The organism is Lachnospira eligens (assembly GCF_009680455.1).
GTDB lineage: Bacteria > Bacillota > Clostridia > Lachnospirales > Lachnospiraceae > Lachnospira > Lachnospira eligens_A.
In genome coordinates this window covers 156,969-181,385 of sequence record NZ_WKRD01000004.1, presented here as the reverse complement: position 1 = coordinate 181,385, position 24,417 = coordinate 156,969, and the positions used below count along the sequence as shown (strand labels likewise).

Annotated in this window: 29 protein-coding genes and 2 pseudogenes; 2 read left to right on the top strand and 29 right to left on the bottom strand. The window is 37.5% G+C overall.

Features of this window, described 5'->3' with window-relative positions; all coding sequences use genetic code 11:
* Positions 1-242: 242 nt before the first annotated feature.
* The 7 genes and pseudogenes from GKE48_RS06470 to GKE48_RS14765 all read right to left on the bottom strand — a co-directional run bounded on the left by GKE48_RS06470 (position 243) and on the right by GKE48_RS14765 (position 3,874).
* Positions 243-935: a hypothetical protein gene (locus GKE48_RS06470; RefSeq protein ID WP_012740428.1), complete on the bottom strand. Its 693-nt coding sequence runs from the start codon at positions 933-935 to the stop codon at positions 243-245.
* On the bottom strand, positions 932-1,492 hold the full coding sequence (locus GKE48_RS06465) for an RNA polymerase sigma factor (RefSeq protein ID WP_012740429.1): 561 nt from the start codon (positions 1,490-1,492) through the stop codon (positions 932-934). Before GKE48_RS06465 ends, GKE48_RS06470 begins: the two co-directional genes overlap by 4 nt.
* Before the next feature lie 310 nt (positions 1,493-1,802).
* Positions 1,803-2,207 (bottom strand): annotated as a pseudogene (gene tnpA / locus GKE48_RS06460) (IS200/IS605 family transposase).
* Between the two features lie 141 nt (positions 2,208-2,348).
* Positions 2,349-2,933, bottom strand: a complete 585-nt coding sequence (locus GKE48_RS06455; RefSeq protein WP_055214011.1) for a hypothetical protein — start codon at positions 2,931-2,933, stop codon at positions 2,349-2,351.
* 121 nt (positions 2,934-3,054) lie between these two features.
* Positions 3,055-3,471 carry a hypothetical protein gene (locus GKE48_RS06450; RefSeq protein WP_117913803.1) on the bottom strand — a complete coding sequence of 139 codons (417 nt, stop codon included), beginning with the start codon at positions 3,469-3,471 and terminating at the stop codon, positions 3,055-3,057.
* A gap of 50 nt (positions 3,472-3,521) precedes the next feature.
* Positions 3,522-3,651 (bottom strand): annotated as a pseudogene (locus GKE48_RS06445) (cysteine-rich KTR domain-containing protein).
* On the bottom strand, positions 3,596-3,874 hold the full coding sequence (locus GKE48_RS14765) for a class I SAM-dependent methyltransferase (RefSeq protein WP_055287865.1): 279 nt from the start codon (positions 3,872-3,874) through the stop codon (positions 3,596-3,598). The pseudogene GKE48_RS06445 and the gene GKE48_RS14765 overlap by 56 nt, the downstream one beginning before the upstream one ends.
* Before the next feature lie 209 nt (positions 3,875-4,083).
* Here GKE48_RS14765 and GKE48_RS06440 point away from each other — a divergent pair, with 209 nt between their 5' ends.
* Positions 4,084-4,695, top strand: a complete 612-nt coding sequence (locus GKE48_RS06440) for a GNAT family N-acetyltransferase (RefSeq protein ID WP_008119056.1) — start codon at positions 4,084-4,086, stop codon at positions 4,693-4,695.
* A 39-nt stretch (positions 4,696-4,734) separates the two neighbouring features.
* Here the strand turns inward: GKE48_RS06440 and GKE48_RS06435 are convergent, their stop codons facing one another.
* From GKE48_RS06435 to GKE48_RS06415, 6 genes are all read right to left on the bottom strand, one after another.
* On the bottom strand, positions 4,735-5,358 hold the full coding sequence (locus GKE48_RS06435) for a class I SAM-dependent methyltransferase (protein WP_012740435.1): 624 nt from the start codon (positions 5,356-5,358) through the stop codon (positions 4,735-4,737).
* 39 nt (positions 5,359-5,397) lie between these two features.
* Positions 5,398-5,916, bottom strand: coding sequence for a ClbS/DfsB family four-helix bundle protein (locus GKE48_RS06430; protein ID WP_012740436.1), 519 nt, complete (start codon positions 5,914-5,916; stop codon positions 5,398-5,400).
* 36 nt (positions 5,917-5,952) lie between these two features.
* Positions 5,953-6,477 (bottom strand): flavodoxin family protein, encoded by a 525-nt coding sequence (locus GKE48_RS06425; RefSeq protein WP_154300698.1) that lies wholly within the window; start codon positions 6,475-6,477, stop codon positions 5,953-5,955.
* A gap of 34 nt (positions 6,478-6,511) precedes the next feature.
* Positions 6,512-6,964, bottom strand: coding sequence for a VOC family protein (locus tag GKE48_RS06420; protein WP_154300697.1), 453 nt, complete (start codon positions 6,962-6,964; stop codon positions 6,512-6,514).
* 101 nt (positions 6,965-7,065) lie between these two features.
* Positions 7,066-7,254, bottom strand: a complete 189-nt coding sequence (locus GKE48_RS14530) for a helix-turn-helix domain-containing protein (RefSeq protein WP_165437550.1) — start codon at positions 7,252-7,254, stop codon at positions 7,066-7,068.
* 110 nt (positions 7,255-7,364) lie between these two features.
* The gene (locus GKE48_RS06415; RefSeq protein WP_154300696.1) at positions 7,365-8,243 is read right to left on the bottom strand and encodes an AraC family transcriptional regulator; all 879 of its coding nucleotides are present in this window, start codon (positions 8,241-8,243) and stop codon (positions 7,365-7,367) included.
* A gap of 364 nt (positions 8,244-8,607) precedes the next feature.
* Between GKE48_RS06415 and GKE48_RS06410 the strand changes: the two genes are divergently transcribed.
* A complete protein-coding gene (locus tag GKE48_RS06410) occupies positions 8,608-9,927 on the top strand; it encodes an MATE family efflux transporter (protein ID WP_154300695.1) in 1,320 nt (439 codons plus the stop codon).
* A 60-nt stretch (positions 9,928-9,987) separates the two neighbouring features.
* Here GKE48_RS06410 and GKE48_RS06405 read toward each other — a convergent pair whose 3' ends face one another.
* The 16 genes from GKE48_RS06405 to GKE48_RS06330 all read right to left on the bottom strand — a co-directional run bounded on the left by GKE48_RS06405 (position 9,988) and on the right by GKE48_RS06330 (position 24,408).
* Positions 9,988-10,806 carry an aldo/keto reductase gene (locus tag GKE48_RS06405; protein ID WP_154300694.1) on the bottom strand — a complete coding sequence of 273 codons (819 nt, stop codon included), beginning with the start codon at positions 10,804-10,806 and terminating at the stop codon, positions 9,988-9,990.
* A gap of 327 nt (positions 10,807-11,133) precedes the next feature.
* Entirely contained in the window at positions 11,134-11,832 is a 699-nt protein-coding gene (locus GKE48_RS06400; RefSeq protein ID WP_022098254.1) for a response regulator, read from the bottom strand.
* Positions 11,825-12,913, bottom strand: coding sequence for a sensor histidine kinase (locus tag GKE48_RS15000; RefSeq protein ID WP_253007812.1), 1,089 nt, complete (start codon positions 12,911-12,913; stop codon positions 11,825-11,827). The genes GKE48_RS06400 and GKE48_RS15000 overlap by 8 nt, the downstream gene beginning before the upstream one ends.
* Before the next feature lie 36 nt (positions 12,914-12,949).
* The gene (locus GKE48_RS06390; protein ID WP_022098252.1) at positions 12,950-13,129 is read right to left on the bottom strand and encodes a hypothetical protein; all 180 of its coding nucleotides are present in this window, start codon (positions 13,127-13,129) and stop codon (positions 12,950-12,952) included.
* A gap of 17 nt (positions 13,130-13,146) precedes the next feature.
* Positions 13,147-13,797, bottom strand: coding sequence for a potassium channel family protein (locus tag GKE48_RS06385; RefSeq protein ID WP_012740446.1), 651 nt, complete (start codon positions 13,795-13,797; stop codon positions 13,147-13,149).
* Positions 13,798-13,806: 9 nt separating this feature from the next.
* Entirely contained in the window at positions 13,807-15,141 is a 1,335-nt protein-coding gene (locus GKE48_RS06380; RefSeq protein ID WP_154300693.1) for a TrkH family potassium uptake protein, read from the bottom strand.
* A 98-nt stretch (positions 15,142-15,239) separates the two neighbouring features.
* Positions 15,240-16,130, bottom strand: a complete 891-nt coding sequence (locus GKE48_RS06375; RefSeq protein WP_154300692.1) for an ABC transporter permease — start codon at positions 16,128-16,130, stop codon at positions 15,240-15,242.
* Complete coding sequence (locus tag GKE48_RS06370; RefSeq protein ID WP_154300691.1) at positions 16,130-17,038, bottom strand: ABC transporter ATP-binding protein; 909 nt, start codon at positions 17,036-17,038, stop codon at positions 16,130-16,132. The genes GKE48_RS06375 and GKE48_RS06370 overlap by 1 nt, the downstream gene beginning before the upstream one ends.
* A 219-nt stretch (positions 17,039-17,257) precedes the next feature.
* The gene (locus GKE48_RS06365; RefSeq protein ID WP_154300690.1) at positions 17,258-18,160 is read right to left on the bottom strand and encodes a hypothetical protein; all 903 of its coding nucleotides are present in this window, start codon (positions 18,158-18,160) and stop codon (positions 17,258-17,260) included.
* 71 nt (positions 18,161-18,231) lie between these two features.
* A complete protein-coding gene (locus GKE48_RS06360; protein ID WP_154300689.1) occupies positions 18,232-18,381 on the bottom strand; it encodes a hypothetical protein in 150 nt (49 codons plus the stop codon).
* Positions 18,382-18,431: 50 nt separating this feature from the next.
* A complete protein-coding gene (locus GKE48_RS06355) occupies positions 18,432-18,851 on the bottom strand; it encodes an N-acetyltransferase (RefSeq protein ID WP_154300688.1) in 420 nt (139 codons plus the stop codon).
* Positions 18,852-18,870: 19 nt separating this feature from the next.
* Positions 18,871-19,221: a P-loop NTPase family protein gene (locus GKE48_RS06350; protein WP_173016897.1), complete on the bottom strand. Its 351-nt coding sequence runs from the start codon at positions 19,219-19,221 to the stop codon at positions 18,871-18,873.
* Positions 19,214-20,548, bottom strand: coding sequence for an MATE family efflux transporter (locus GKE48_RS06345; RefSeq protein WP_154300686.1), 1,335 nt, complete (start codon positions 20,546-20,548; stop codon positions 19,214-19,216). Before GKE48_RS06345 ends, GKE48_RS06350 begins: the two co-directional genes overlap by 8 nt.
* Before the next feature lie 29 nt (positions 20,549-20,577).
* A complete protein-coding gene (locus GKE48_RS06340; RefSeq protein WP_022097746.1) occupies positions 20,578-21,498 on the bottom strand; it encodes a hypothetical protein in 921 nt (306 codons plus the stop codon).
* 17 nt (positions 21,499-21,515) lie between these two features.
* Entirely contained in the window at positions 21,516-22,793 is a 1,278-nt protein-coding gene (locus GKE48_RS06335) for a hypothetical protein (RefSeq protein WP_022097747.1), read from the bottom strand.
* A gap of 265 nt (positions 22,794-23,058) precedes the next feature.
* On the bottom strand, positions 23,059-24,408 hold the full coding sequence (locus tag GKE48_RS06330) for a PhoH family protein (RefSeq protein ID WP_154300685.1): 1,350 nt from the start codon (positions 24,406-24,408) through the stop codon (positions 23,059-23,061).
* Positions 24,409-24,417: the final 9 nt, after the last annotated feature.

Sequence of the window (24,417 nt, the reverse complement as noted above, 5' to 3'; positions counted from 1 at the left end):
AACAAGTTATATGCAATAATCAACACATTTTCATTGTCGTCGTTCATAACTTAGCCCCCAATCAGTTCATCAAGCCTGATAGCCACTCTTCCTGATAATGAATAATACAATGCTGTTAGCTTTGCCTTGTCGTACAAATTTGCATACACATTATAATAACATAGCGATATTGACATACCGAAGCCAAATATTTTTAAGGGTATAGACGTTACATCAAGTTCTTAGTATATGAAATTTGCAAATTATTCTTGGATTTGGCTCAAATCAAATGCACCGTTCTCAATCAACTTCAAAATTGTGTCTACCAAGTTGTTTTTTACAGTTTCACTTTCATTTTCAACGCCAGAATACTCTACGTAAATAGTGTTCTCTCCCATATCAAAGGTTGCATAATATATTACGGTTTTGATACCTTGACTATTTGACTTTGTTACGAAATATCCTGCATCGATATCAACGCCGTCTACACTTGAAGTGATTGTATTTCCATCAATGATAGTATCTAATAGATTTACACCCTGTTTAGATACTACCATTCTTGTATCACTAATTTTTCCCTCAAAACCCAGAATATTATGATTGTCAGCATCAAAGTAAGCATCTGCGGTAACAGGCAGGTCTGCAAAAAGCATTTCAATCTCAGCATTGCTCAAAGGTCTTGTTGTTACATTTAAGTTAATTGAAGATTGTGATAAGTCATTTTTAACAAAAGTAATTGTTTCTCCACCATCCAGCGTGGCAATATCGTTTTTTGTACCAAACAGATTGCTTTGAAAAACTCCCACTCCAATCACAACAACGAGTACGAAGCAAGCAGCAACAGACACCCATTTTTGCCGATTAGTAATTTTACTTGTTTTTTTCATAGGTTCAGCCTCCTTAATATACTGATTATCGACATTTCCCAATGCCCTTAAAAGTTTCTTTTCTTTCATACAGAGATACCTTCTTTCTCTAATAATTTTTTAAGTTCGTTCCTTGAACGAAATAATGACATCTTGATTTTGCTCTCACTCATACCATATTCCGTTGCAATTTCTTTAATGGGCGATAAATACCAATATCTTCTCATAAAGATTTTTCGCTGTTCTAATGACAGGGAAGAAAGAAAGCGGTTGAGAATATCCGTTAGAGCAATTTCTTCAACAATGTTTTCTGTACTATCCAACGATGGTATGCACTCTTGTATTTCATCAAAAATCAATGACATTTGCCCGCCATTACGTTTCTTTGCATTGAGCAGTTCGTACCTGTCCAAAGATAAGTTGCGAGTAATCTTCCCTAAAAAAGTTTTTAGGACAGATGGACGGTTAGGCGGTATGCTGTTCCAAGCTCTTAAATAAGTATCATTTACACATTCCTCGCTATCTTCGTCATTGTGAAGAATATTAGAGGCTATATATCTGCAATACTTTCCGTATTTTTTTGAAGTTTCGGATATAGCAGCTTCGGAGCGCTCCCAATATAAATCTAATATCTGCTTATCATCCATAAGCTTCTCCTCCTTCCCCTTGTATTAAGGTCTTTCACCCTAATAGACGAGAAAAATGTGTCAAGCGTCACTTAAATTCAAAAAATATTTATTCAAAGATTAGCTTTCATTTTTTGAAAGAATATAATAAAACAGCAAAAGACGTACACCAACAAGTCTCTTAATATTCAATGCGGAAAAAGATATTTCAAATGGGGGTTTAATTTTGCCCCCTCCAGGGGATTATACTGGTTCCACCAAAGGCGGGGTTTCGCAACACCATAATTACTTGTTGCTTCCTAAAGGAAGCTCATTACTTCCTTCCATCTTCTTACTTATCGTTTTCTTCCTGTTCCTGTATGTATTTTCTTACCGTTTCTTCATTCACATTTCCTACTGTCGATACGTAATATCCTCTCGCCCAAAAATGTCTATCTCCCCACTTGCTCCTATATTCCGGATGTCGGTCAAACAACATCAATGTGCTTTTTCCCTTCAGATATGACATAAACTCTGAAACACATAGTTTCGGTGGAATTGCAATGTACATATGTACATGATCAATACATACTTTTCCATCTGTTAGTGTTACCTATTTCATCTCACACAATTTTTTGATTGTTTCTACTAAATCTCTCTTTGTTTCACCATACATTATTTTTCTTCTAAACTTTGGAATAAAAACAATGTGATATGTGCAATTCCAGCGTGTGTGTGTTATACTTTGATTATCCATTTGGATACCTCCTGTGTTTTGATATGGTCTGCGAAACCAATATCATTATAACACGCAAGGTTTTATTTTCTAGCACTCTAGGTAACGCTACGGCTTTGCCTCGGCCCCCATTTCAAATGGGGGATTAACAAAACTTTTCATTTACGGTTCATCCGGGAGCTGTACTACCTCTACAATTGCTTCAATTGTTTCAACCGGAGCATCGCTCCATGGATATGCCGCATCATCACAGCCTGCCTGCTCAAGTAATTCTTTTGCATTAGGACCTAATAATTTCTGATATACATCATACACAGATGCAAGCTTATTCGAAAATTCCACCTGTTCAGAGTTTCCTTTATCAGAAAGCCATGATACTGTCTCTTTTTTAATCTCATCTGTGGTCATACTGGTTCCAACTCCCCAGTTAAGCAAATGTGTTGCAGTTTTAATAGAATTCATTCCATTTCCGGCTGTTCCCGGCTGAATATTCGAATCAATTTCATCTAATACACCTCTGAATTCTTTATATGACGGCTTCACATCCTGTAATTGATTTTGTTTCTTCGTCTCTGTTTGCTCCATATTATTATCTTCTGCTGTTGCCAGCTCACTATTATCTTCGCTCGTAACGACCTGCTCTGTACTGTTTCCGGTATTAGTCATACTTCCGTTTTCCTGCTGCCCACATGCGGTCAATGAACATACCATAACTACCATAATCATCAAAAATAACTTATTCTTCATATCTTTTTTGTTCCTTTCATTCTACATTATTATTCGTTCCATGATGTATAACTGCCCATCTTTATATTCTGCGGTAATGTCACCTCCCATTCTTTCAGTCTCTACTCTCATGAAAACACTCCTAAAACATCTGTATAATTCTTGCAATCTCCATAACTACAATCTTTAGCATCACTCCACCGGACATCACATAAAACCATATCTCACGCATATGCTGTGACTTTGCAATTGGTGTTGCTATTGCTGCAATAATTATGATTGCAGCTCCGACACATCCGACGATGTTTGGAACACTCACAAGTGAAAATATTCCGGGATTACAGCTTCCATCTATCGTATACTGAATTGTTTTATCCAGTCCGTCTCTTGCGGCTGCAAAGCAGCATATAACAAGACCATATGCCAAAACAATCAGGCTCCTTCTGCCCCAGAAATTAATGTTGCTTCTGTTACCGATTGAGTATCCAACAAGCCCAACCAGCGATACAATCATAAGTGTAGTAACTGTTGTTACCATATTTCCAAAATAGAGTTTCATCCTTCTTTCCTCCTCCCATAATATAAATGACGCAGTGCAAAACTGTAATATTACAATCTGCACTGCGTCTTAGCGTCTGGCTTCCTTTACTATAAATTTTTCTGCATCAATCAGGCTTTCTTCTTTACACTTTGGACAAAACAAAGGAAAATTTGTTAATACCGTATCTTTCCTTGCCAGTGTACTGTTTGTCGGGGCAGGCATCACGGAACATGACCAGCATTGCCCCTGTACCACAGCCACAGTCCAGTACGTCCTGACAGGGTTCTTTCAAAAGCTCCTCCAACAAGTCGGGGTAATCCTTGCGGCACAGGTTGTACACGCTGGGGTCACTGTCATCAAATTTCTCCGCCGCAGCGTCAAACTCCCGCAGAGTGAGATTTTTGTATTTTTGGTTTGTCATAATAGCACCTCTGCATATTCATTTGCCATTTAGTTAGTTTATACTAATCGAATATTATCATATTTCTACATAGTTTTCAACATCCTATCTGTGTCTGTAGTCTATCAGCAACTTGACCCTTTCTATTTTTATAAAAAGCTTAGATTTTTGTCTTGACAACTGAGCCACTATAGAGTAACGATATATGAAAAAGATGTGAGAGGAAAATCATGAAGGTTGAAACATTATCAGAAAAAGATATCAATGCGATCGGGCATGCATTCGGTTATTATGAATATGCTCAGGGCGAAAAGGGGCTTGTTTCCGCATACAGCAGCAAAGACGCAGTCGTCAGTTATATCAACGGCTATGTGGAAATGGTACTGCAGGCAGGTATGCTTTATACAACCGGTCCGCAGCAGGAAGCATTTATTGCCTATAAGCGCTGTGATGAAAAAGTGGGACTGAAGGCAGGTCAAAAGCTGATAAAAGGGATGTTTGCAGGATCATCCTTTGGTGAAGTGGTACGGATGCTCAGCATTCTCGGAAGCGGTGGATCATCTTCCATTGAAAAGAAACTGAAAAAGAAAAAACAAAAATACCTGTTTGTCGGATTGGTATGTGTGCGGGAAGAATACCAGGGGCAAGGCTATATGAGGAAAGCGCTGGAGCTTGCGTTTGCCGAGGGCAACAGACTGGGACTCCCGGTCGTACTGGATACCGATGCCAAACTGAAAAGTGATAAATACAGACACCTTGGCATGGAACTGGCAGGCGTCCGTACCTGCAAAAACGGCAGTAAATTATACGAACTGATCAAATATCCTGATTCCACGGTCTAATGAAATTAAAAATCATACACTGTCTAATGAAATTGGAATTTAATAATTAGTTTTTTTCGCAATCAAGACTCCAACAGGAGCTAAACCGCCATCCACCAAATTCACTTTGACAACTGTAAAGCCATAATCCGTAATAAACTCACAAAAATTTTCCTTGTTCCATTCTTTGTATGCTTTAAATCCTGTAATAGACATCAATCGCTTTCGTAAACCACTTGATTTTTTCTCTGCCCATAAGAAGGTTGGTGCGTACAAAATGCCGTCTTTTTTTAATACTCTACGAATTTCCTGCATTGCTTTTTCAGGCTCTGGCATAATGTGCAGTGCATTTGAAATTACTACACAATCAAAATTTTCATTCTCATATGAAAGTGCCGTTGCATCGGCTACGCAAAAACTAAGTTTTTCTGTTGTACCTCTCCTTTTCGCTTGCTTAATCATATTTTCCGAAAAATCGGTTGCCGTCCAGCTATTAGTACAATCAGACAATGGGAAAGATAGCTGCCCTGTTCCACAAGCTAATTCTAATACATTCATATCAGATTTGAGATAATCTCTAATATATCCGCAGATTGCATTATAAAATTTCTTATCTGACTCCATCAAAGGTGCATATATTTTTGCAAGTCGTTGCCAATAACCCTTGTTTGCCTTGTCTTTCATATCAAAATCTCCATTTTATTCAATAATACAACTTCTGAGTTATAGTGCTATTTTTTTCCATTTTCTAATCTTAGTTCTAAATGTTCCGAATGGAGCAACTGTGTTAACATGTATGAACTTGTATACTTCCCAGACAGCTGTCTTAGTTGCTTCGCCAGCCCATTTTCTCATATGTGGTTTAAATAATTCTTCCTCACTTAGCGAATCGATCATTGCATAAATAGAATTAATATTATCATTCAACATATCTTTCAACTCCTGCAGTGACAGATACGCATATGTATCTGTGAACCATTGATATAATTCACCAAGCTGATTCCATTTAAAATCATCTGAAGGAGTTTTGACATGAAGACCTTTTCTTTCATCTGCTTCCCATTTAAGGACGAGCGTTGTCCATCCAACTTGGTAAGCGAGATTTTCTGCCGGAGTTCGGTCAACTTCATCAACCCTCTTATCCTTTAAAGATTCTGGAATATCATTAAATTCAAAAATATACTTTGCAAAGCTTTTATTTATCTCTTTTTTAAGTTCGTCTTTATTCTCGTATGTTCTCAATAGTCTATTTCTCCAAACTTGAATTTGGAACGTGCTTTATAAATTTTTTCCGATCCCCTCAAGTTCGTTCATGGAATCCTTGTTTTTTTCAAGTTCATCTCTGGCTGTTGCGTAATATGATTTTTTGAAAAGCATATCCCATGAAAGATATTTTGCCATACAGTCAAACTGCTTATCAATCAGCTCATACTGGATACTGTCTACGGGAGAACCGCCTACAACAATCGTGCCAACTTTTTTATTTTTTAACTGCAATCCACGGCAGTAGCACTTATCAATGATAAGTTTCAATTGTGCTGACATTCCCCACCAATAAACTGGTGTAGCAAAAAGAATCATATCTGCGGCAGCAATTTTATCAATTGTAGGATTTGTATCATCCTTATCGACACATCCCTTAGAGCATTGACAGACACCACATCCCTTGCATGGTGTAATGTTGAGTTTGTCAGGTTCAATGATTTCAATTTCATTCTTTTCTGATGCTCCTTTTATAAATGCATTGATTGCTGTCAGCGTGTTTCCTTTTCTGGCACTTCCATTAATGATTACAATTTTCATGCGTGTATCCTCCAACTTCCGATTTAGTGTCCTTTTATAACGGTTGCATCATCTCAAGAATGATTCCATCCGGGTCTCTGAAATAAAACGCTCTGCTTTCCACAAATCCATCTGCCCTGAAATCGAAATACTGCGGTTCAGACAAGCACTCCACATGATTTTCGATAAGGGCTTTGTAGACAGAATCAATGTCATCCGTATAAAAGCATACTTCCGAGATAGATGTCGTAAACAAGTCTGATTGTTCTTTGTGGATTTTGCTGTCTACAAATTGAATCAATTCAACAGGCGGTGTTTCAATATTCTCAGAACCATTCAAATAAGCAACCCTTGCCTTACAATTTTTCTTTTGAAACATTTTATCTGTCTCTTCGCCAACCATCATGATTTCTCCTTGATATTTAAGTCCAAGTATATCTCTATAAAATGCAATTGATTTATCTAAATCTGAAACCGTCAATCCTACATGATATATTCTTCCAACCATTTACTATTCCTCCTTAACAAATGATAAATACCGATTTGCAAAACACATTCTTTTTTACATAGGCGCAGTATACCACATTTCCTGTGCCTATGCGATATCATTTAATGCTTATTCCGATATGAACTCATCTTCTCCACAGTGACCTCCGGATAAAAGTAAGTAAGAATCGTTGCTTTCGGAACTCCTGCGGCAAGTGCTTTTTTCACCTCTTCCTTCTGCTCCGGCGTATATGACCAGTGCAGCATTCGGTTAGTGATGTTCTTTCTTTGGTTATGAAGCTTAATGAACAATCTTCATTGAAAATATCTGCTGATAAGGATAACAGATTGCTTTTATTTAATGAATGTATTAAAAAAATCCGCTAAATTGCGGATTTTTTCTTTAATCTCTTGACCTATGTTTAAATTATACAGGAAGCTTTTCTGTATTTAAGAGGTGATACCCCATACATTTTCTTAAAGCTGCGTATAAAGTAGCTCACATTCTGATATCCACTGCACATTGCAACCTCAGTAACGGATGTTGCTGATTCCTCCAATAGCTGTCTGGCATGCTCCAGCCTGAGATGATTGATATACTGCGACAGAGTAATATGAAAATGCTCTTTAAAGTAGCGTGATATGTATTTTTCTGACAAATGAAACTGTGCACCAAATTCCTTCAGTGAAATTTCCCTTGTATAGTTTTGCTGAATATACGTTATCATTTCTTTTTCTATTGTGTTGGTGCCATTTGTGCCATTTTCCAGTATTAGATTATTGCTCCACATTTTCTGGATGAATTTGATGAGAGTTATTTTGGTTTCAAATTGCGCCTCTATATTTGCAGCATCTGTGTTTTCTGCGTTTTTCCCTGATATCTGTGCATTTATCTCTATCAGCCGCTCGCATATATCTGCTGCTGTATCATTTATCTGAGGACTAATCATAAGTCTGCCTCGTTTGAGAGGGGATAGGATTGATTTTTCCATGAGATCGTCCGTCTGAAATGATATATATTCAAGAGGAAACAAAAATGTGTAATAATCTGCATCTCCTGTCGGCGAGCCCATGAAATGCAGACTGCCCGGAGATACCACAAATGTATCCTTTGGGCTTCCTATATAGTTTTCACCTGATATGGTCACATGCAGCTTGCCCTGCTTTACATATATAATTTCCAGCTCATCATGCCAGTGTACCGGAATCTGGAATGCACGCTTTACATCACTGATATGATATTGACTGAACGGATTTTCCGGTGTGCCGTGTGGCCGGTTTTCTTTTAATTCAAAATACATTTTTCTACATATTCCTTAGTCTCTTTTAATTCCCATCCGGTTTGTTTGCTGTAATAATTACATATCAACTGTTCTATATTTTAACATATTGCATGCATAAGGTGTGCATTTTTTTATTTGTTCCCTAGGATTTAGTGAATCTACGCTGTGGTATGAGCAGTAACTTAGTAATAGATAAAGTGGAAATAGTACAATTTTCCCTTGAAATAATACAAGAATTATTTGTGATAATGTAATATATTGATACATGCAAGCTTCTCTTCTTTATATCTTCCTCTCCCTAATGAAGCTTATAACGAGAAGTTTGCTTTCATTCTGTTAATATCACAAGGTATACATACATTATAAATGAGGTAAAATCTATATGCAGGTTCAAAGAAAAACACTTACACAGCTTTCCATTCCAATATGCTTTGAAACACTTTTTTACATGCTGGCAGGCATGGTTGACACTCTTATGCTGTCATCCGTGAGCGACCAGGCGGTTGGTGCTGTCGGCACGGCAAATACATACATCTCCGTTTTCATCATCATGTTTGGTATCATCTCAAGCGGTATGGTTGCTGTCATGACGCAGAATATCGGTGCCGGAAAACCAGGTATAGCATATCAGGCAAGGCAGCTTGGACTTATATTTAACGCTGTAATAGGTGTGCTCATGGCTGTTTTTCTGACTGTTTTTTCCGGAAATATTCTCAAAATGGTCAGCATTGCACCGGCGCTTTTTGATTCGGCAAATACTTATCTGCGCATTGTTGGAGGTGCCTGCTTTTTAAATGCTCTCATACCGATTTATTCAAGCTACCTGAGAGTTTTCGGCTACACAAAGCAGTCACTTTGGGCATCAATTATTGGAAATGTCATTAACTTTATACTTAACGCTGTTTTTCTCTTTGTAATGCACTGGGGCGTTATGGGTGTTGCCACTGCAACGGTTATCTCACGTATTGTCAATCTGATTATTGTTGCCACAATGGGCGCTGTGCTCATCAAGGCAAAGAACAGTCCTGAGCGCATAGCTTCCGGAAAAATTCTCGGACAGATTATAAAGATTGGCTTTCCGTCTGCCTGTGAAACCGCACTTTACAATATCGCCATGACTCTTGTAGTGCGTTTCATGAACCAGATGGATGCTGACGGAATGAACGTCACAGCGCGTTCCTATGCCTCACAGATTGCTAACTTTTCGTACTGTATCGGTGCTGCCTTAGCTCAGGCAAATGCCATTCTGACCGGCTGGCATATCGGTGCAAAGGAGTATGACGAATGCGATAAGGGCACTCGCAAGGCCGCTATCTATGGTGTGATTACGGCATCCTGCCTTTCTATCACATTTGCGCTTTTGGGTAACTACATTGTGCGAATCTTCACGAATGACGTACAGATGATAAACCTAGTCACAAAGCTTCTCGCCATTGATGTTGTGCTGGAGCTTGGAAGAGTCACCAATCTGGTCTATTGTCAGGCACTGAAGACAAGCGGTGATGCCGTTTTCCCGGTTGTCATGGGTGCCGTTTTCATGTACCTTGCGGCGGTCGGCGGAACATACTTCTTCGGACTGCATCTGGGGCTTCTCGCAGTCGGTGCTTACATCGGACTCGCAAGTGACGAGTGCATCAGGGCTGTCGGCATGGTGCTGCGCTGGAATAGCGGAAAGTGGAAGAACAAGGGACTGGTTGATTAGAATATTCGGTGCTTTGTGCCGTGTTTCGATTTTTAAGCCGATTCAAAAGTCAAGTTCCTCTTAAAAATTAAATGTTTCTGGGTCAGAACCGTGTTTTTCGTTCTTGTTAAGCTCATTTATGGCATTCATATCACCCTCAGACAATTCAAAATCAAACACTTCAAAATTAGAAATAATTCTTTCCTGATGCGTTGACTTTGGAAGTACAATTATTCCTCTCTGAAGCTCCCATCTTAAAACAATCTGTGCAGGTGTCTTACCATACTTGTCAGCCAGTGCAATAATCACCTCATTTTCAAGTGTTCCTGCTCCGTTGCCTCCAAGTGGGCTGTAGGCTTCTATTGCAATACCATTCTTCTTAGCATATTCAACATTTTCAATATTAGCGTAATAAGGATGAATCTCAATCTGGTTAACCGCTGGTACAACTGTCCAGTTTTCACTGAGAGTCTCAAGATGGTGAACATTGAAGTTACTTACACCGATTGCCTTGATTTTGCCAGCCTTGTACAGGTCCTCCATATCTGCCCACGCCTTCTCATAACCGTTAGCTGGCCAGTGAATAAGATACAAGTCTATGTAATCAAGTCCCATGTCTTCCAAGCTCTGTAAAAATGCTTCTTTAGTTCTTCCCTGTCTAATATCCTCATTCCAAAGCTTAGTTGTAACAAATATATCCCTTCTGTCAATGCCACTCATACGTATGCCTTCGCCTACGCTTTTTTCATTGCCGTAAACCTTAGCTGTATCAATATGTCTGTATCCAGCCTCAATCGCCCATTTTACTGCATTAGCTGTATCAGCTCCGTCTGGTGTTCTAAAAACACCAAGACCTATCTGTGGAATTTTAACTCCATTATTTAATGTAATATAATTCATATAATTCAAATCTCCTTTATCTGTTTTCTTTCATTTTACACCATGTAAACGTTCAATTTCAATTATAGTATTGAGTCCTCTTACCTCAAAATTGATATGAAAAAATAGGACTTAAATCATTCAAGCCCTTGTTTTATAAGGTTTCTCTTGATTTAGTCCTATTTTAACGTATGCCCCTTTTATAATTAAAGGATATCTGTGAGCATTATTTTTCCATTCATTTAAAAATAAATCTGCTTATCTGGTTAAATATCCAATATAATTAACCTCCATATATTTTATGGTTATATTATACACCGTTTTACACTTTTATGAGGAAATCCATAATTATACTCTTAGCATTCTGTATCCTATACCAATATGCGTCTGTATATACTGCGGGGAATTGACATCTTTTTCAATTTTCTTTCTTAATGTTGCCATAAATACTCTAAGTGATGCCAGATCATTTTCCCATGAACTCCCCCATATATTCTTAGTAATATAAGTGTATGTCAGCACTCTTCCTACATTTCTTGATAATAATATAAGAAGCTTATATTCAATAGGTGTAAGATGCAGCTCCTCTCCATTCAGATATGCACAGCCAGCCGCGTAATCAATTTTTAAATCTCCATTCTCAAATACACTTGTATTCTGAGTCATATCTGTCTGCATAAGCGACAGTCTTCTTACTGTTACACGCAACCTTGCAAGAAGCTCATCTACTGAAAATGGCTTTGTAAGATAATCGTCTGCCCCTGCATCAAGTGCTTCTATCTTATCAGCATCTTCAGTTCTTGCGCTTATAACAATTATTGGTGTATTAGTCCATGTTCTTATCTTTTTTATAACTTCCACCCCATCTATATCAGGAAGTCCTAAGTCTAGCAGAATTATATCAGGATTATGTGATGCAGTCTGCGAGATGGCACTCTCTCCATTTACAGCAGTTAAATACCTGTAATTATTAGTTTTTAATGTTGTTGTTATGAGATTTCTTATTGGTGAATCATCCTCAACTACAAGAACCTGCGTTTTATTCATTTAAATGTACCTCACTTAACTGCAGTTTGAATTCGAAAATGCATCCATGTGGTGTATTATCCCTTAATTCCAGTTCACTTCCATGTGCATTTATAATAGTTTTACATAAAGATAACCCAAGTCCGAGACTTCTTCTGTTATCTGCAATTTCATTGTTACAGGTAAAAAATGTATCAAATACATTTTCTTTCATATCATCAGGTATTCCCTCGCCATTATCTTCAACGGATATAATTACATATCTGCCTTCTTTTCTTGCTTTAATATATATATCAGAGCCTTCCTGTGTATACTTTATCGCATTATCAACTATATTAATAATAACCTGTATTATAAGTCTGACATCCATTCTCACAAGAAGCAGTTCTTTGCCGCAATCCACATGTATTTTATGTTCACAGCTTTTTCTGTTGATATGTTTTAACGCTTCAGCAATAACTTCATCTATCAGCTGGTCAGACATATTAAGAGTTACTGTTCCATCCTCAAACCTTGTTACAAACAATATATTCTCTACCAGACTGATTAACCATTCTGAATCATCATATATATCTGTAAATATCTGCTCTCTCGTATCATTATCAAGCTTATCATAATTGTACATAAGATTATTGGCATTACCTGATATTGATGTGAGTGGTGTTCTTAAATCGTGTGAAATCGTCCTTAAAAGATTAGCCCTTAACTGTAGTGTCTTTTCCCTGTAAGCAGCCTGTTCTGACATACGAACATGTTTTTTCAGTTTAGATTCCAGAGTTCCTGTAAGCATTGACGCAGCAAGCATAATAACACATGTGAGCGGATATCCTGTGTCATATGTATGAAAAGTAAATCTTGGTTCTGTCAGGAAGAAATTCATCAGAACAACACTTACAAGCGAACCCGCCACACTCCAGATATATCCATTAGTGAATATCGAAATCAAAAGCACGCACAGAAGATATACCATAATAACATTTGATTCTGTAAATCCAATATATATAAGCAGCATTCCTATTACTGTTGCAATGCTTAAAAGGCCTATTGTTATTAAGAATTCTTTTACAAGTTTTTTTAATGTCTTTTCCGTTATAATTACCACCTTATTTTATTTTGTATATAATAACACATTTTCAATTTAATATCTCTTTTTTTCGTTATCATCACTTTCATTCAATACAGCATTCATTGTATCTTTGTCATTGGTTCTTCTTGTTCTGTTCATAAATCCGTCTATTTTATTCATAACATACCATCCTGCTGCCATAAATAATAATATCACAACTATCAGTATTATTATAATCAATCCCGTCTTCATGCTCATGCCCCCTAATCTTAAACCTTAAAGCATTTTTTCAGATTTTTATAATCTCCTAACACAAGTAATGTAATATCTTCTGTAAGTACAATATCTGGTTCAACATTTACATTTATTGAGTCATTATGCTTTATAGCCATTATGTTTACTCCATATTTTTTTCTTATATCAAGTTCAATAATACTTTTTCCTAACCACGACTCAGGAACTTCCACTTCAAGAATTGCATGAGTATTATCCAGTTGTATTAAATCAAGAATATGGTCCGCAGTGTAGCGTACTGCAGCCCACTTTGCTTCGTGTTTTTCAGGATATACAACCGCATCTGCACCATTACGCAGCAGGAATTTTTCCTGTACATCCCGCTCAGCTCTTGATACCACATATCTGGCGCCAAGTTCCTTTAACAGTGATGTTGTTTCCAGCGAATTCTGAAAACTGTCACCAATTGTCACCATACACACATCAAAATTTCCAACACCTAATGATTTTAAAAATTCAGCATTCGTGCTGTCTCCAATCTGTGCATTTGTGACTATATTCATAACATCGTTAATTCTGTTCTCATCAGTATCAACTGCCATCACCTGATGTCCAAGCTGATTAAGCTGCATAGCCATATGTTTTCCAAATCTTCCGGCTCCTATAAGTAATACATTCTTTTTCATATTGTACTCCTATCCTATATTAATCTTTTCTTCAGGAAATTTTGAATAGCTGTTTCCATTTCCAGAAAAAGCAGCATATATTAAAGTAAGACCGCCAACTCTGCCCATAAACATAAGAATAATAAGAACAATTCTTGATAATATTCCAAGCTGTGGAGTAATACCTAATGTCAATCCGACCGTACCTACTGCTGATGCTGTTTCAAAAAGACATTTTCCTAATGAAATTCCATCTGTGACATTTATAATAAATGCGCCCGTAACAAATAATGTAATGTACATCATAGCTATCGTAGCTGCATTTTTAACTGTATCGTTATCTATTCTTCTTTCAAAAAAATGAATATTCTTATTTCTCTTAAATGTTGCAACCATGTTTCCCATAAGAACTGCAAATGTAGTTGTTTTCATACCACCTGCTGTTGAACCTGGTGAACCACCTATAAGCATAAGAATTATCATAATCATTACAGATGCCTGTTTCATTGCATTAAGGTCAACCGTATTAAATCCAGCAGTCCTTAATGTCACTGATTGAAAAAGTGCCTTAAATACAGGCATTCTCTCGCTTCCAGTCATCATATCATTTATCATAAATATAATTGCAGGTACTGTTATAAGAACGGCTGTTGTAACAATTATTAATTTGCTCTGCATCTTATATCTTTTAAAATGATACTTATTATTCTTAATATCTTCCCACGTAACAAATCCAATTCCACCTATCACAATAAGAAGCATCAATGTAATATTAATAACAGGATTACAGGCATATGTCGTCATTGAAGCAAATTGATTATCCGCTGTTCCCAGCACATCAAATCCTGCATTACAAAATGCTGATATTGAATGAAATATTGCAAACCAGATTCCTTTCAATCCATAATCCTTGCAGAATACCGGCATCATAAGCAATGCTCCTGATAATTCTATAATGAATGTTCCTTTTAATATAAATCCGGTAAGCCTGACTATTCCGCCAACCACTGGTGCTGATACAGATTCCTGCATAAAGCTTCTTTGCATTAAAGACACTTTCTTTCCTGACAATATAGAAAATGCAACAGCAACAGTAATTACGCCAAGCCCTCCTATCTGTATAAGCGTAATTATTACAAGCTGTCCAAATAAAGACCAGTAGCTTCCTGTATCCAGTACTACTAATCCGGTAACGCATACCGCTGATGTAGATGTAAATAATGCATCACCAAACGGTGTTACACAACCACTGGCTGATGAAACCGGCAGCATAAGAAGCAATGCTCCTAATATAATTAATCCACCAAATCCAATTGTTATAACCCGGAATGATGACAAATGTTTTCTTATCCTGTTGTCAAACATAAAAAATTCCCCTTTTCTAACATAATTGAAATCTACCAGAATTATGTTAAAAAAGGGGTTAAGCATTTTTATATGATATTAAGATTATATTAAGATTATTATCTCTCCCGAATCATGATAATCAGAAGATAAGCTGCTCCGAATACAACTATACTCCCAGCCATGATTAAATACATCTGTGACACGCCAACAACATGTCCCCTGAATACAGGATTACAGTCGAGAGTGTTCCTTATGACTGTGACCGCTTCTGACGGAAGCCCTGTGTCCGCCATCTCTTTATACACTCCATTGAGCATGTGGTTCTTAACCAGGGAAGTTCCATATGTACCCGGAAGGTAGGACAATGCTTTCTGCAGCCCTGAACTAAAATTAGATATCGGCATGTATGCACCACACACAAATCCATACCCTGCACTTACGATTGTTCCAACCGCCGACAACTGCCCCTGCGTCTTTAGCGGATAGCTTACAATGCTTGAAAGCGTGCTTCCAAATAACACCAGCAGAATCATATCCAATATAACAAATATTACATCTGACGCACTCATATACCAGCCCATCTTCAATATGTAAAGCAGGCATAATGCAAGTGCTGTGCCATTAACCATAAGCGAATTAAGTACTGTTGATAAGAAATATCCTATATAAATCTTTGTTTTGCTTACAGGCGAAACATCAAAATCTTTTCTTGCTCCGCTGGCTCTGTCCTGAACCATCGTAAGATTGACGCAGAATGTAACAGTTACACAGCTTACTGCAAGAAGTGCCGCAGCTAACTGTGCTGCCACTGTGCCGTTAATTATTTTGTCTGGTAAATCAATCATGTCCTTAGTTGCAGAAACAAAAGAATCTTTGTATACATTTGCTAAAAATGTTGCGTACAAAACAATAAGAATTACCGGAGTTATCATTGATGAAAACAACATTCCTTTGTCCTTAAAAAAGAGTTTTCTGTTTCTGCTTACAAGTGCGGTTATCTCTTTCATCACTGACCACCTCCCAATATTTTCCCAGTCACAGCAAGAAATACATCATCCATACCGCCTTTTACGACTTCATAATCACGGAATATCTCCTGATGTTTCACAATCATTTTCGTAGCTTCAAGTGTGTTCTTAACCTGAATCCTGTAACCATCACGGATTGCTTTGTACTCTGTTTCCAAAGCTTTAATCTCATCCTCTGTAACTCCATACAAAGATATCGTATCTTGAACATATTCATTCTTTAATTCCAAAGGAGTTCCCTCTGCCACGATGCTTCCCTTATCAAGAATCACAACATATCCGGCACTTGCCGCCTCCTCCATGTAATGAGTTGTAAGGAATACCGTCATGTTCTCCTCTGTACGAAGTCTCTCAATAACATTCCATATAAGAAGCCTTGTCTGCGGGTCAAGTCCCGTCGTCGGCTCATCAAGAATCAGTATCTCCGGTCTGTGAATCAGCGCCCTTGCAATATCAATTCTTCTTCTCTGTCCGCCTGACAGCTTACCAACCGGTCTGTTAATGTAATCCCCGAAATCAAGTATCTCCACCAGTTCTGCCAGTCTTTTTTCGAATGAATTTCCAGTAATTCCATACAACGCCGCCCTGCTTTTAAGATTCTCCTTAACCGTAAGAGGTTTATCAAGAACACTGTCCTGAAACACAACTCCCAGCAGCCTCTTTGTTTCACTGCCTGCCCTGTCTGCTTCTTTATCCTTAATCCACACATTTCCACTGTCCTTGCGTAACTGCCCGCATATAATAGAAATCGTTGTGCTTTTTCCAGCACCATTTACACCTAAAAATGCGAACAATTCTCCCTTCTTTACGCGGAAACTTAAGTCATTAACTGCCTTCACATCGCCAAAACATTTATTCAGATGTTCTATCTTAATAATATCCGACATACGCCCCTCCTTATTGAGAATCACTTCATGTATTTATTAATCCATTTTACCACATCCAGCTTGCCATTACCGCAATATTCATATATATACTTTTTCCATCCCCATGTCTATACGCTTACTACTAAGTTGCATTATAAGCACACCAAGTTGCATTCAGACAAAAAAGACACAAAGCAATGTACTTTGTGCCTTAAAAATCATATTAGTTTCATAACATTTTCAGAATAAATCCAGCATATTATCCAGATATATATCTTCTCTCACATGTATCTGATACTCCGGCTTCGTCATATAATATAACAGAAATTCCAGAACCAGTGCGCTTCCAAGCCCGCGTCCTTCAATCTTAAAATTGGAAAATCCCATCGGCATATATGTATTCCTGATATCACCAACACTGATAAATGCCGGATTCTCCATTGCCTTAGAAAAGCGGTATCCACTCTGTGAATCAGGTGCAACGCATACATGATCTGGACAGTCCTCGCCAAGATTCTGGCGGCTCACAATCTCATAGCAGTTCTTTCTGTCGTAACATCCGAACCAGCAGCACTCATTACACAGGAATTCCACCTTATCCTTTTCTTTATCTGTCAGCTTCGCCAGCTTATCAAATGCTTTATTCAGCCTGAAATCCGGCACTACATACTGGAAATCTTCTCTTTTTACTTCATCCAGAAAATCATTGAAATCCGTCAGCACCTTCGTTGTCGATGATACAAGATAAAGATTGGGATAATGCTTCTTGATATACCTGGCAAGAATGTCCGAATGTACAATCACGCCATTGCTAATTCCCTCGCTGTCATTAAGTGCCTTACATAACGCATTACATTTTTCATCAGCTAAATGTTCTTCGCGAAGCAGTGAATTGCTGAATGTCAGCCTTGCCGATATCCCATATTCACTCATCAGATTCATAACTTCCTGCACACCATGTTCACCGGAACCTATTCGTCCACCGCCCCAGATACAGTCTGCAGGCGCACCATATATTGAGCCAATCCCGCACCAATCATAGAAATACTCTCTGTGCTCCCGATATATCGGCAAAAATGCTTCATACAACTCATAGAATTCAAACAGCCCCGGAAGATGGTAATATGCAATAGTCTTTCTCATTAAAATAATCCGTCTCTTTCATACATGATTATGATTACTATTGTTATACCATATTCCTAGGGAGTTCTCTACTAGCTTATTGGAAATATTGACCCATCCCGGTTTTCAAATGTTTCGTAGCCCCTTGAAACTATACTCGAAGCAATTCCAAGCTCTGTTGCCTGCAAAATCATATTTTCCATTATGCAGAATGCATCTGCTGTCTTGAACAAAATTAACATTTAACATCAAAATATTTATCTCTGAATACATTATAGGGAATATACACATATTACCGCCATGTCATTACATAATCTTTTTCGCCCGTAGCTTCGTCCAATCCTTCATTCTGAATCTCAAATCCTTCTCTCTGATAAAAATGTATTGCTCTTGTGTTTTTCTGATACACATTTAAACTTAATTGCGTTCTGCTTTCCTTTACAAAATCCAGCAAAAGTTTTCCTATGCCCTGCGACTGCAATCTATCACAGACAAAAATCCCTTCAATATAATCACCATTTAAACCTATAAATCCCTGTATTTCCCCATTACTCTCACACACATAGACCTCCGCCTGTAACAGCATTTCTTTTACCATCTCATAATTACTTTCCCAGTATTGAGCAGATATAAAATTATGTGCCTTTATATTAGTATCCAGCCATATGTCTGCTACTTTAGTTATATCTGCTTTTTGTACTACTCTTATCATAATAACTTCCTCTATTGAACTAAGCTTGCAGATAGCTTTTTATAACAAATGCATACGCATCTTTTGAATGTTTAAATATTTTAACCTTCTCCCCATAAGTGCTCAGTTCCTGCAATAATCCTTTTTTCATTCGATTAAATTCAAAAACCCATTTAATGTTCAACCATAAAAAATCCCATGTTGGTCTTGAATTATAAGACTCTCTTCCTCTCCTTTGCCTAATCCATCGTTTAAATACTCTTACTAATCTTATAATTGTGTATTCATCTAATACAATAACATTATCACAGCAGTCAAAGCTTTCTTTAAAAACCTTTCTAGGAGAACCTTCTACAATCCAGTCATTTTCTTTTATTATATCATCAATCAACTTTTTCAACCGGCCATGACTTTCTGAGTGCCACATAGGAAATCAGAAAATTTGCAAACCAGCCAGCTGGTACAGCAAGCCAGACAAATGCTATACCAAAACGCGGTGCACAAATCAGAGCAACTGACAGGCGGATTGCAAGGTTAACCATATTAGCTATAAGAAATGGCCGCATGATTCCCAGCCCACGAAGGACTCCATCCGTTGCCATCTTGATACCCATGAAAATGAAAAAGTAACCTAACCATTTCATATAATCCCCTGACACCTGATATGCCAAAGCTGTTCCATCTTTACCAAGGAACAGTGAAGAAATGTGTGTATGCAGTGTCTCAATGACTATGAAAGCAAGGACTGCAAAACATATATCTAACACAAGCGCAGCGTGATATCCTTTTTTAATACGCCCAATTTTCTTTGCACCAAGATTCTGGGAAACATAAGGTGACACTGCATTTCCAATGGATACAAATATAAGTGAAAATACATTTTCTACTCTCATTGTTGCAGCATAACCTGCAAGTGCCTGTGTACCAAACGGATTTACAACTGCCTGTACTATCATCATGCCAATCGATACTGTAGACTGCTGAAGAATTGATGGTATGGCAATCTGAAGCATTGAACGTAACTCTTTCCTGTCAAACCAGTCAAAGTGACTTTTATACCGACGCATACGGCAAAAGAAAATTATAAATGAAAATACTGCTGAAATCCCCTGTGCAATCAATGTTGCAAGAGCTGCACCAAACACGCCAAGTCCTAAGCCAGCAACCATCCAAAGATCCATCAGAATATTTAAGACGGAAGAAAATATCAGAAGCACTAACGGAATCTTTGATTCACCGATTGAAGTAAACATCGTTGAAAGAATATTGTACATAAACAGAAACGGAAATCCCACAAAATAAACACGAAGATACAGTACAGCTTCATCCAGTATATCAGCCGGTGTCTGTAATAAACTCATCATTGGATGTGATAACCCGAAACCAAAGATTCCCAATAATACACTTAAAATCAGAAAACTGATTAATGATGTTGATACAATGGTCTTCATTTTACTATAATTTCTTGCACCAAAATAACGGCTCACAAGCACTCCGGCACCTACCCCGGCACCAAGTGCCACACAAATAAATACATTTGTGAGAGCAGCGCATGCTCCGACAGCCGCAAGTGCAGATGAACCGACAAACTGACCGACAATAATTGAGTCAGCCATATTATATACCTGTTGGAAAAAACTACCCAGAATCATAGGCATGGCAAAAACAGTCAGTGCTTTAAGGGGCGCATCGGTAATTAAATATTCATCCTTTGACATTCTCTTATTTCTCCTTGAATTTCTCGTTTTTATTCTCTCCCCATATACCCCCTGATATAATTCACAGCATCACTTATTTCATCAATAATCTTATCTGGAATCTGCAGATTATACTGTCTTAAATCCACATCCTGTAATAACTGTCCAAGGCTTGTACCCTGATTGTATTGAACAATAAACAGGCTGTATAGAGGTATTTTGTCCCCGAATACATCCATATAATTATTAACAAGTGAGAAGTTGATAGTTCCTAGCATTGTGTGACATTCAACAAGATACAATTTATCAGGAATGTAGTCATACACATGCATTTTATCATTCTTAATCTCTTCTAACAATAATTCCTGCCCATTTTCTGATTCAGCATCCATATCTTCTTCATAAAAATCTGATTCTGACGCAGCTGCTGTATCCTCACTTGAAGGGATTTCTTCTGCTGTCTCCGGGAATTCTGATATATCAATTCCTTCAAACAAAGTACTCATATCCCCTAGATTATTATCTTTTTCTCTCTCTCCAGCCTTGAGATCCCAGTCATCAACAAACTGCTTATAATTGCCATAATTGTTCTTAAGAAATTCCATGTTATCATATATTTCCTGTTCATTGACTCTCATCTTTACAATGGTAAGAATTGCATTGCCAAGCTGATCAATCGTTCCCACATATTTGCCGGTAAATACATCGTCCTTTAACACAAGCGACAGAAATAATGGTTCTCCTGACATATTTTTATAACCGGTATCAACAAATACATTGGTTGCATCATAACTTGTTACCATCTTAAGCTTAACATCCATATATATAATATGTTCATATGGATCAGCCAGAACATAATCTATTATCTTTGATATGGTTGGTGTCTCCACTGTTTCATCCACATTTTTTCTAATATTATATAAAACTTCTTCTTCTTTTCTCAGATAAATATTCTTATATATATTGGTCATTGCCCCTGCCTCCACTCTCACTGTAATAACTTCATAAGTACAGGAACAACCGCCTTCAATTGTTTCTGTACCTCATAAGGAATCTTTCCATAATCAATATTATCTGCCATATGAATTATTGCAGTATACTGATATTGCGGAATTGTTAATGTATATGCACTTCCGACAAACAAAGAATTAATAATACTTACATTAATCTTTCCAAATAATGTCGTTATCTCCGCTATTACATATGTACCCTTCTTAACCTCATAGACAACCGGCAAACTATTAATATTCATGCTCTGGATAATTGTCTGCTCCATCTCCACGGCATAATTACTATCGTCACCGGTATACATCATCTCCTGCTTCTCTTTTATCTTATTACTGATAAAATCGACTGTTTTAGGAATCAGTGGCTTTAGCTCTCTTTTAGCACGTTGCCATCCAATCAGATAGCTATAATAAACAATATCATTCTTGTGCGCCTTATTAAATGGCAGTATGGACAATGAAGCTGCTATCTTGTTAAGCGTCCCACAGTAGCTTCCTACAAATGCGTCGCCTCTTTTAGTAAGATTAATATAAATAAGTTCTTTAGTATCAGGTTTTATGTATCCTGTTTCAACCAGGGCATTAGTCGCTTTATGAACACTTTGTGGAGCCATTGAAGCATCCATATGATAAATCCTGTTTTCTATATCTTCATTGACATATGCAACAATATCTTCAATACTAATCTGACCAGCATACACATGAAGCAGATAGGCTATATTATTCTTAAGACTCTCGATTCCCATAATTGTATAGCCTTCTGCAATGGTAACATTCCTTGACTCCACACTGACCCCTTTACTTTGATTACTAAAAACTCTCTTATTTCCTGATGGACAATAAAATGTGAGATATTTTGCGTCAATTTGTGCAAAATAATTCTCAATATCAGCATTCGCTTTTTCTAATGTCCTGATACACTGCCTTTTTCTGCTCTTCTCAAGTCTTCTGTTATCAAGAATCATTGCCAGCTCATTTGTCGGAATCCTTGTATCATCAAATGACCACTTGATAAGCGGTAATCCAGCATCTTTTAATCTTTTATTAAGGTTATTCGGATTCTGTGAATAATGTGTATCACTTATAAATGCTTTAATTTCCTTATGCTTAGGTGCGTTAACATCATATAATGCCTCACTGTTCTTATGCATTACATGCCTCATGTCAGAGGCCCATTCAAGTACATCACACTGCTGTTCTGTCAGGCTGTCAGCCAGATTCGCAGATGTAGCTATTTCCTTGTTGCGCTCCATTCGCATTTTTACATATTCTTTTGATAAACTTATAAATATCCCTTCCTTCTATATTATTTTTAAACTTGACAAATGCTGTTTATATTATAATCTTTTTCACATGTAATTCCAATTAATTTATGATAAATCTGGTCATTTCACGAAAGCATTTCTTTACCGGAAATATTCAAAAAAGCGCCCAGAAACTGCCCCGCAGCCTATCCGCTGCTTCTGTCTCTGAACGCTGTTATTATTCTTAAACCCATATTCTATTACTGTCAGACATTTTACTTTACATAAGTCTGTTAAGTGCTTCTGTCGCAAGTGCACTACGCACAGACTCTTTCTCTGTAAATGTTATCTGCGCACATTTAGTACTGCCTTTCATATTATGAGCAAGATATGTGAGTCCTGAATTAGTCTTGTCCAGAAATGGGACATCAATCTGGTTAGTATCGCCAAGAATCACCAGCTTGGACCCCTGTCCACATCGTGTGACAATATCCCTAATGAGCGACCTTCCTATATTCTGCGCTTCATCACATATTATAAAACTGTTCTTTATGCTCATACCTCTTATATAAGCTAATGGAAATACCCTCAACAGCCCTGTCTCCATCATATCATCTATCTGAATCTGTATCTGGGCATCTTCTTCATGATTACCCTTTCTAAGTAAATCCTCAAGATTAGAATAAAAGCATCCAAGCAATGGTCTTGTCTTATCCTCAAGTTCTCCAGGAAGGAAACCAAATGCTTCATCACTTGATACATTTGCACGTCCGATATATATTTTGTCATATGATGTGCTACTGGTATGTCTTGTAAATTCATCAGTATATGTCTTATCAAGTGCTGCTGCCATTGATAAAAATGTCTTTGCTGTTCCAGCAGGTCCACGTAGTATTACAAGCGGTATCTCCTCTGCCGGAGCTAAAAGTGCATCAAGTGCAAATCTCTGAAGCCTGTTCTGTGGTCTTATTCCAAATGCAGTTGTATCCTTCAGCAGCCTGATACAATTGTCTCTATATACACATAATGCAGAAGTATTACCGTCTGTAAGTGTTATATATTCATTTGCCACAAATGGCTTCTCATCAGCAAATATCTCTGGAGCAAGACTCTGCTTCTTATATATATCATCAATAATTTCCCGTGATGTTTTAATCTCACGATACCCCACATATGAAGACTCTTTTATCTGATCATTCTTATACTCCTGAACTTCAACTCCACATGCTGCTGCAGCAATTCTCATCATAATGTCATTAGTAACAAGGATAACTGCTCTCTTTGTCTTTCTTGCAATCCCAATACATGAGCTGATAATTCTGTTATCCGGCTTCTTAATGTCGAACCCCTCCGGAAGATTTTCCTGTGAAACCTCATTTGGCTCAAATATCAGCTTACCATCTGTTTCTTTCAGCTTAACTCCCTTTATAAGATTACCCCTGTTTCTTATATCTTCCAGTATTCTTGCTGTCTGACGCGCATTATATCCAATCTCCCCATCAGGATTTTTCTTTGAGTCCAGCTCCTGAAGCGTCGTTCCCGTAATAACAACCGTATTATCTTCAAAGCCATATATAGCACCAGGACTCTGAAGCAGAATGTTAGTATCAAGCACATAATATTTTTTCATAAGAAAATC

Excerpts from the sequence above, each read along its gene's own strand:
- GKE48_RS06470 (WP_012740428.1), bottom strand. The coding sequence starts at position 935 with ATGAAAGAAAAGAAACTTTTAAGGGCATTGGGAAATGTCGATAATCAG.
- GKE48_RS06465 (WP_012740429.1), bottom strand. The coding sequence starts at position 1,492 with ATGGATGATAAGCAGATATTAGATTTATATTGGGAGCGCTCCGAAGCT.
- GKE48_RS06455 (WP_055214011.1), bottom strand. The coding sequence starts at position 2,933 with ATGAAGAATAAGTTATTTTTGATGATTATGGTAGTTATGGTATGTTCA.
- GKE48_RS06450 (WP_117913803.1), bottom strand. The coding sequence starts at position 3,471 with ATGAAACTCTATTTTGGAAATATGGTAACAACAGTTACTACACTTATG.
- GKE48_RS14765 (WP_055287865.1), bottom strand. The coding sequence starts at position 3,874 with ATGACAAACCAAAAATACAAAAATCTCACTCTGCGGGAGTTTGACGCT.
- GKE48_RS06440 (WP_008119056.1), top strand. The coding sequence starts at position 4,084 with ATGAAGGTTGAAACATTATCAGAAAAAGATATCAATGCGATCGGGCAT.
- GKE48_RS06435 (WP_012740435.1), bottom strand. The coding sequence starts at position 5,358 with ATGAAAGACAAGGCAAACAAGGGTTATTGGCAACGACTTGCAAAAATA.
- GKE48_RS06425 (WP_154300698.1), bottom strand. The coding sequence starts at position 6,477 with ATGAAAATTGTAATCATTAATGGAAGTGCCAGAAAAGGAAACACGCTG.
- GKE48_RS06420 (WP_154300697.1), bottom strand. The coding sequence starts at position 6,964 with ATGGTTGGAAGAATATATCATGTAGGATTGACGGTTTCAGATTTAGAT.
- GKE48_RS06415 (WP_154300696.1), bottom strand. The coding sequence starts at position 8,243 with ATGTATTTTGAATTAAAAGAAAACCGGCCACACGGCACACCGGAAAAT.
- GKE48_RS06410 (WP_154300695.1), top strand. The coding sequence starts at position 8,608 with ATGCAGGTTCAAAGAAAAACACTTACACAGCTTTCCATTCCAATATGC.
- GKE48_RS06405 (WP_154300694.1), bottom strand. The coding sequence starts at position 10,806 with ATGAATTATATTACATTAAATAATGGAGTTAAAATTCCACAGATAGGT.
- GKE48_RS06400 (WP_022098254.1), bottom strand. The coding sequence starts at position 11,832 with ATGAATAAAACGCAGGTTCTTGTAGTTGAGGATGATTCACCAATAAGA.
- GKE48_RS06390 (WP_022098252.1), bottom strand. The coding sequence starts at position 13,129 with ATGAAGACGGGATTGATTATAATAATACTGATAGTTGTGATATTATTA.
- GKE48_RS06385 (WP_012740446.1), bottom strand. The coding sequence starts at position 13,797 with ATGAAAAAGAATGTATTACTTATAGGAGCCGGAAGATTTGGAAAACAT.
- GKE48_RS06380 (WP_154300693.1), bottom strand. The coding sequence starts at position 15,141 with ATGTTTGACAACAGGATAAGAAAACATTTGTCATCATTCCGGGTTATA.
- GKE48_RS06375 (WP_154300692.1), bottom strand. The coding sequence starts at position 16,130 with ATGAAAGAGATAACCGCACTTGTAAGCAGAAACAGAAAACTCTTTTTT.
- GKE48_RS06370 (WP_154300691.1), bottom strand. The coding sequence starts at position 17,038 with ATGTCGGATATTATTAAGATAGAACATCTGAATAAATGTTTTGGCGAT.
- GKE48_RS06365 (WP_154300690.1), bottom strand. The coding sequence starts at position 18,160 with ATGAGAAAGACTATTGCATATTACCATCTTCCGGGGCTGTTTGAATTC.
- GKE48_RS06360 (WP_154300689.1), bottom strand. The coding sequence starts at position 18,381 with ATGTTAATTTTGTTCAAGACAGCAGATGCATTCTGCATAATGGAAAAT.
- GKE48_RS06355 (WP_154300688.1), bottom strand. The coding sequence starts at position 18,851 with ATGATAAGAGTAGTACAAAAAGCAGATATAACTAAAGTAGCAGACATA.
- GKE48_RS06345 (WP_154300686.1), bottom strand. The coding sequence starts at position 20,548 with ATGTCAAAGGATGAATATTTAATTACCGATGCGCCCCTTAAAGCACTG.
- GKE48_RS06340 (WP_022097746.1), bottom strand. The coding sequence starts at position 21,498 with ATGACCAATATATATAAGAATATTTATCTGAGAAAAGAAGAAGAAGTT.
- GKE48_RS06335 (WP_022097747.1), bottom strand. The coding sequence starts at position 22,793 with ATGCGAATGGAGCGCAACAAGGAAATAGCTACATCTGCGAATCTGGCT.
- GKE48_RS06330 (WP_154300685.1), bottom strand. The coding sequence starts at position 24,408 with ATGAAAAAATATTATGTGCTTGATACTAACATTCTGCTTCAGAGTCCT.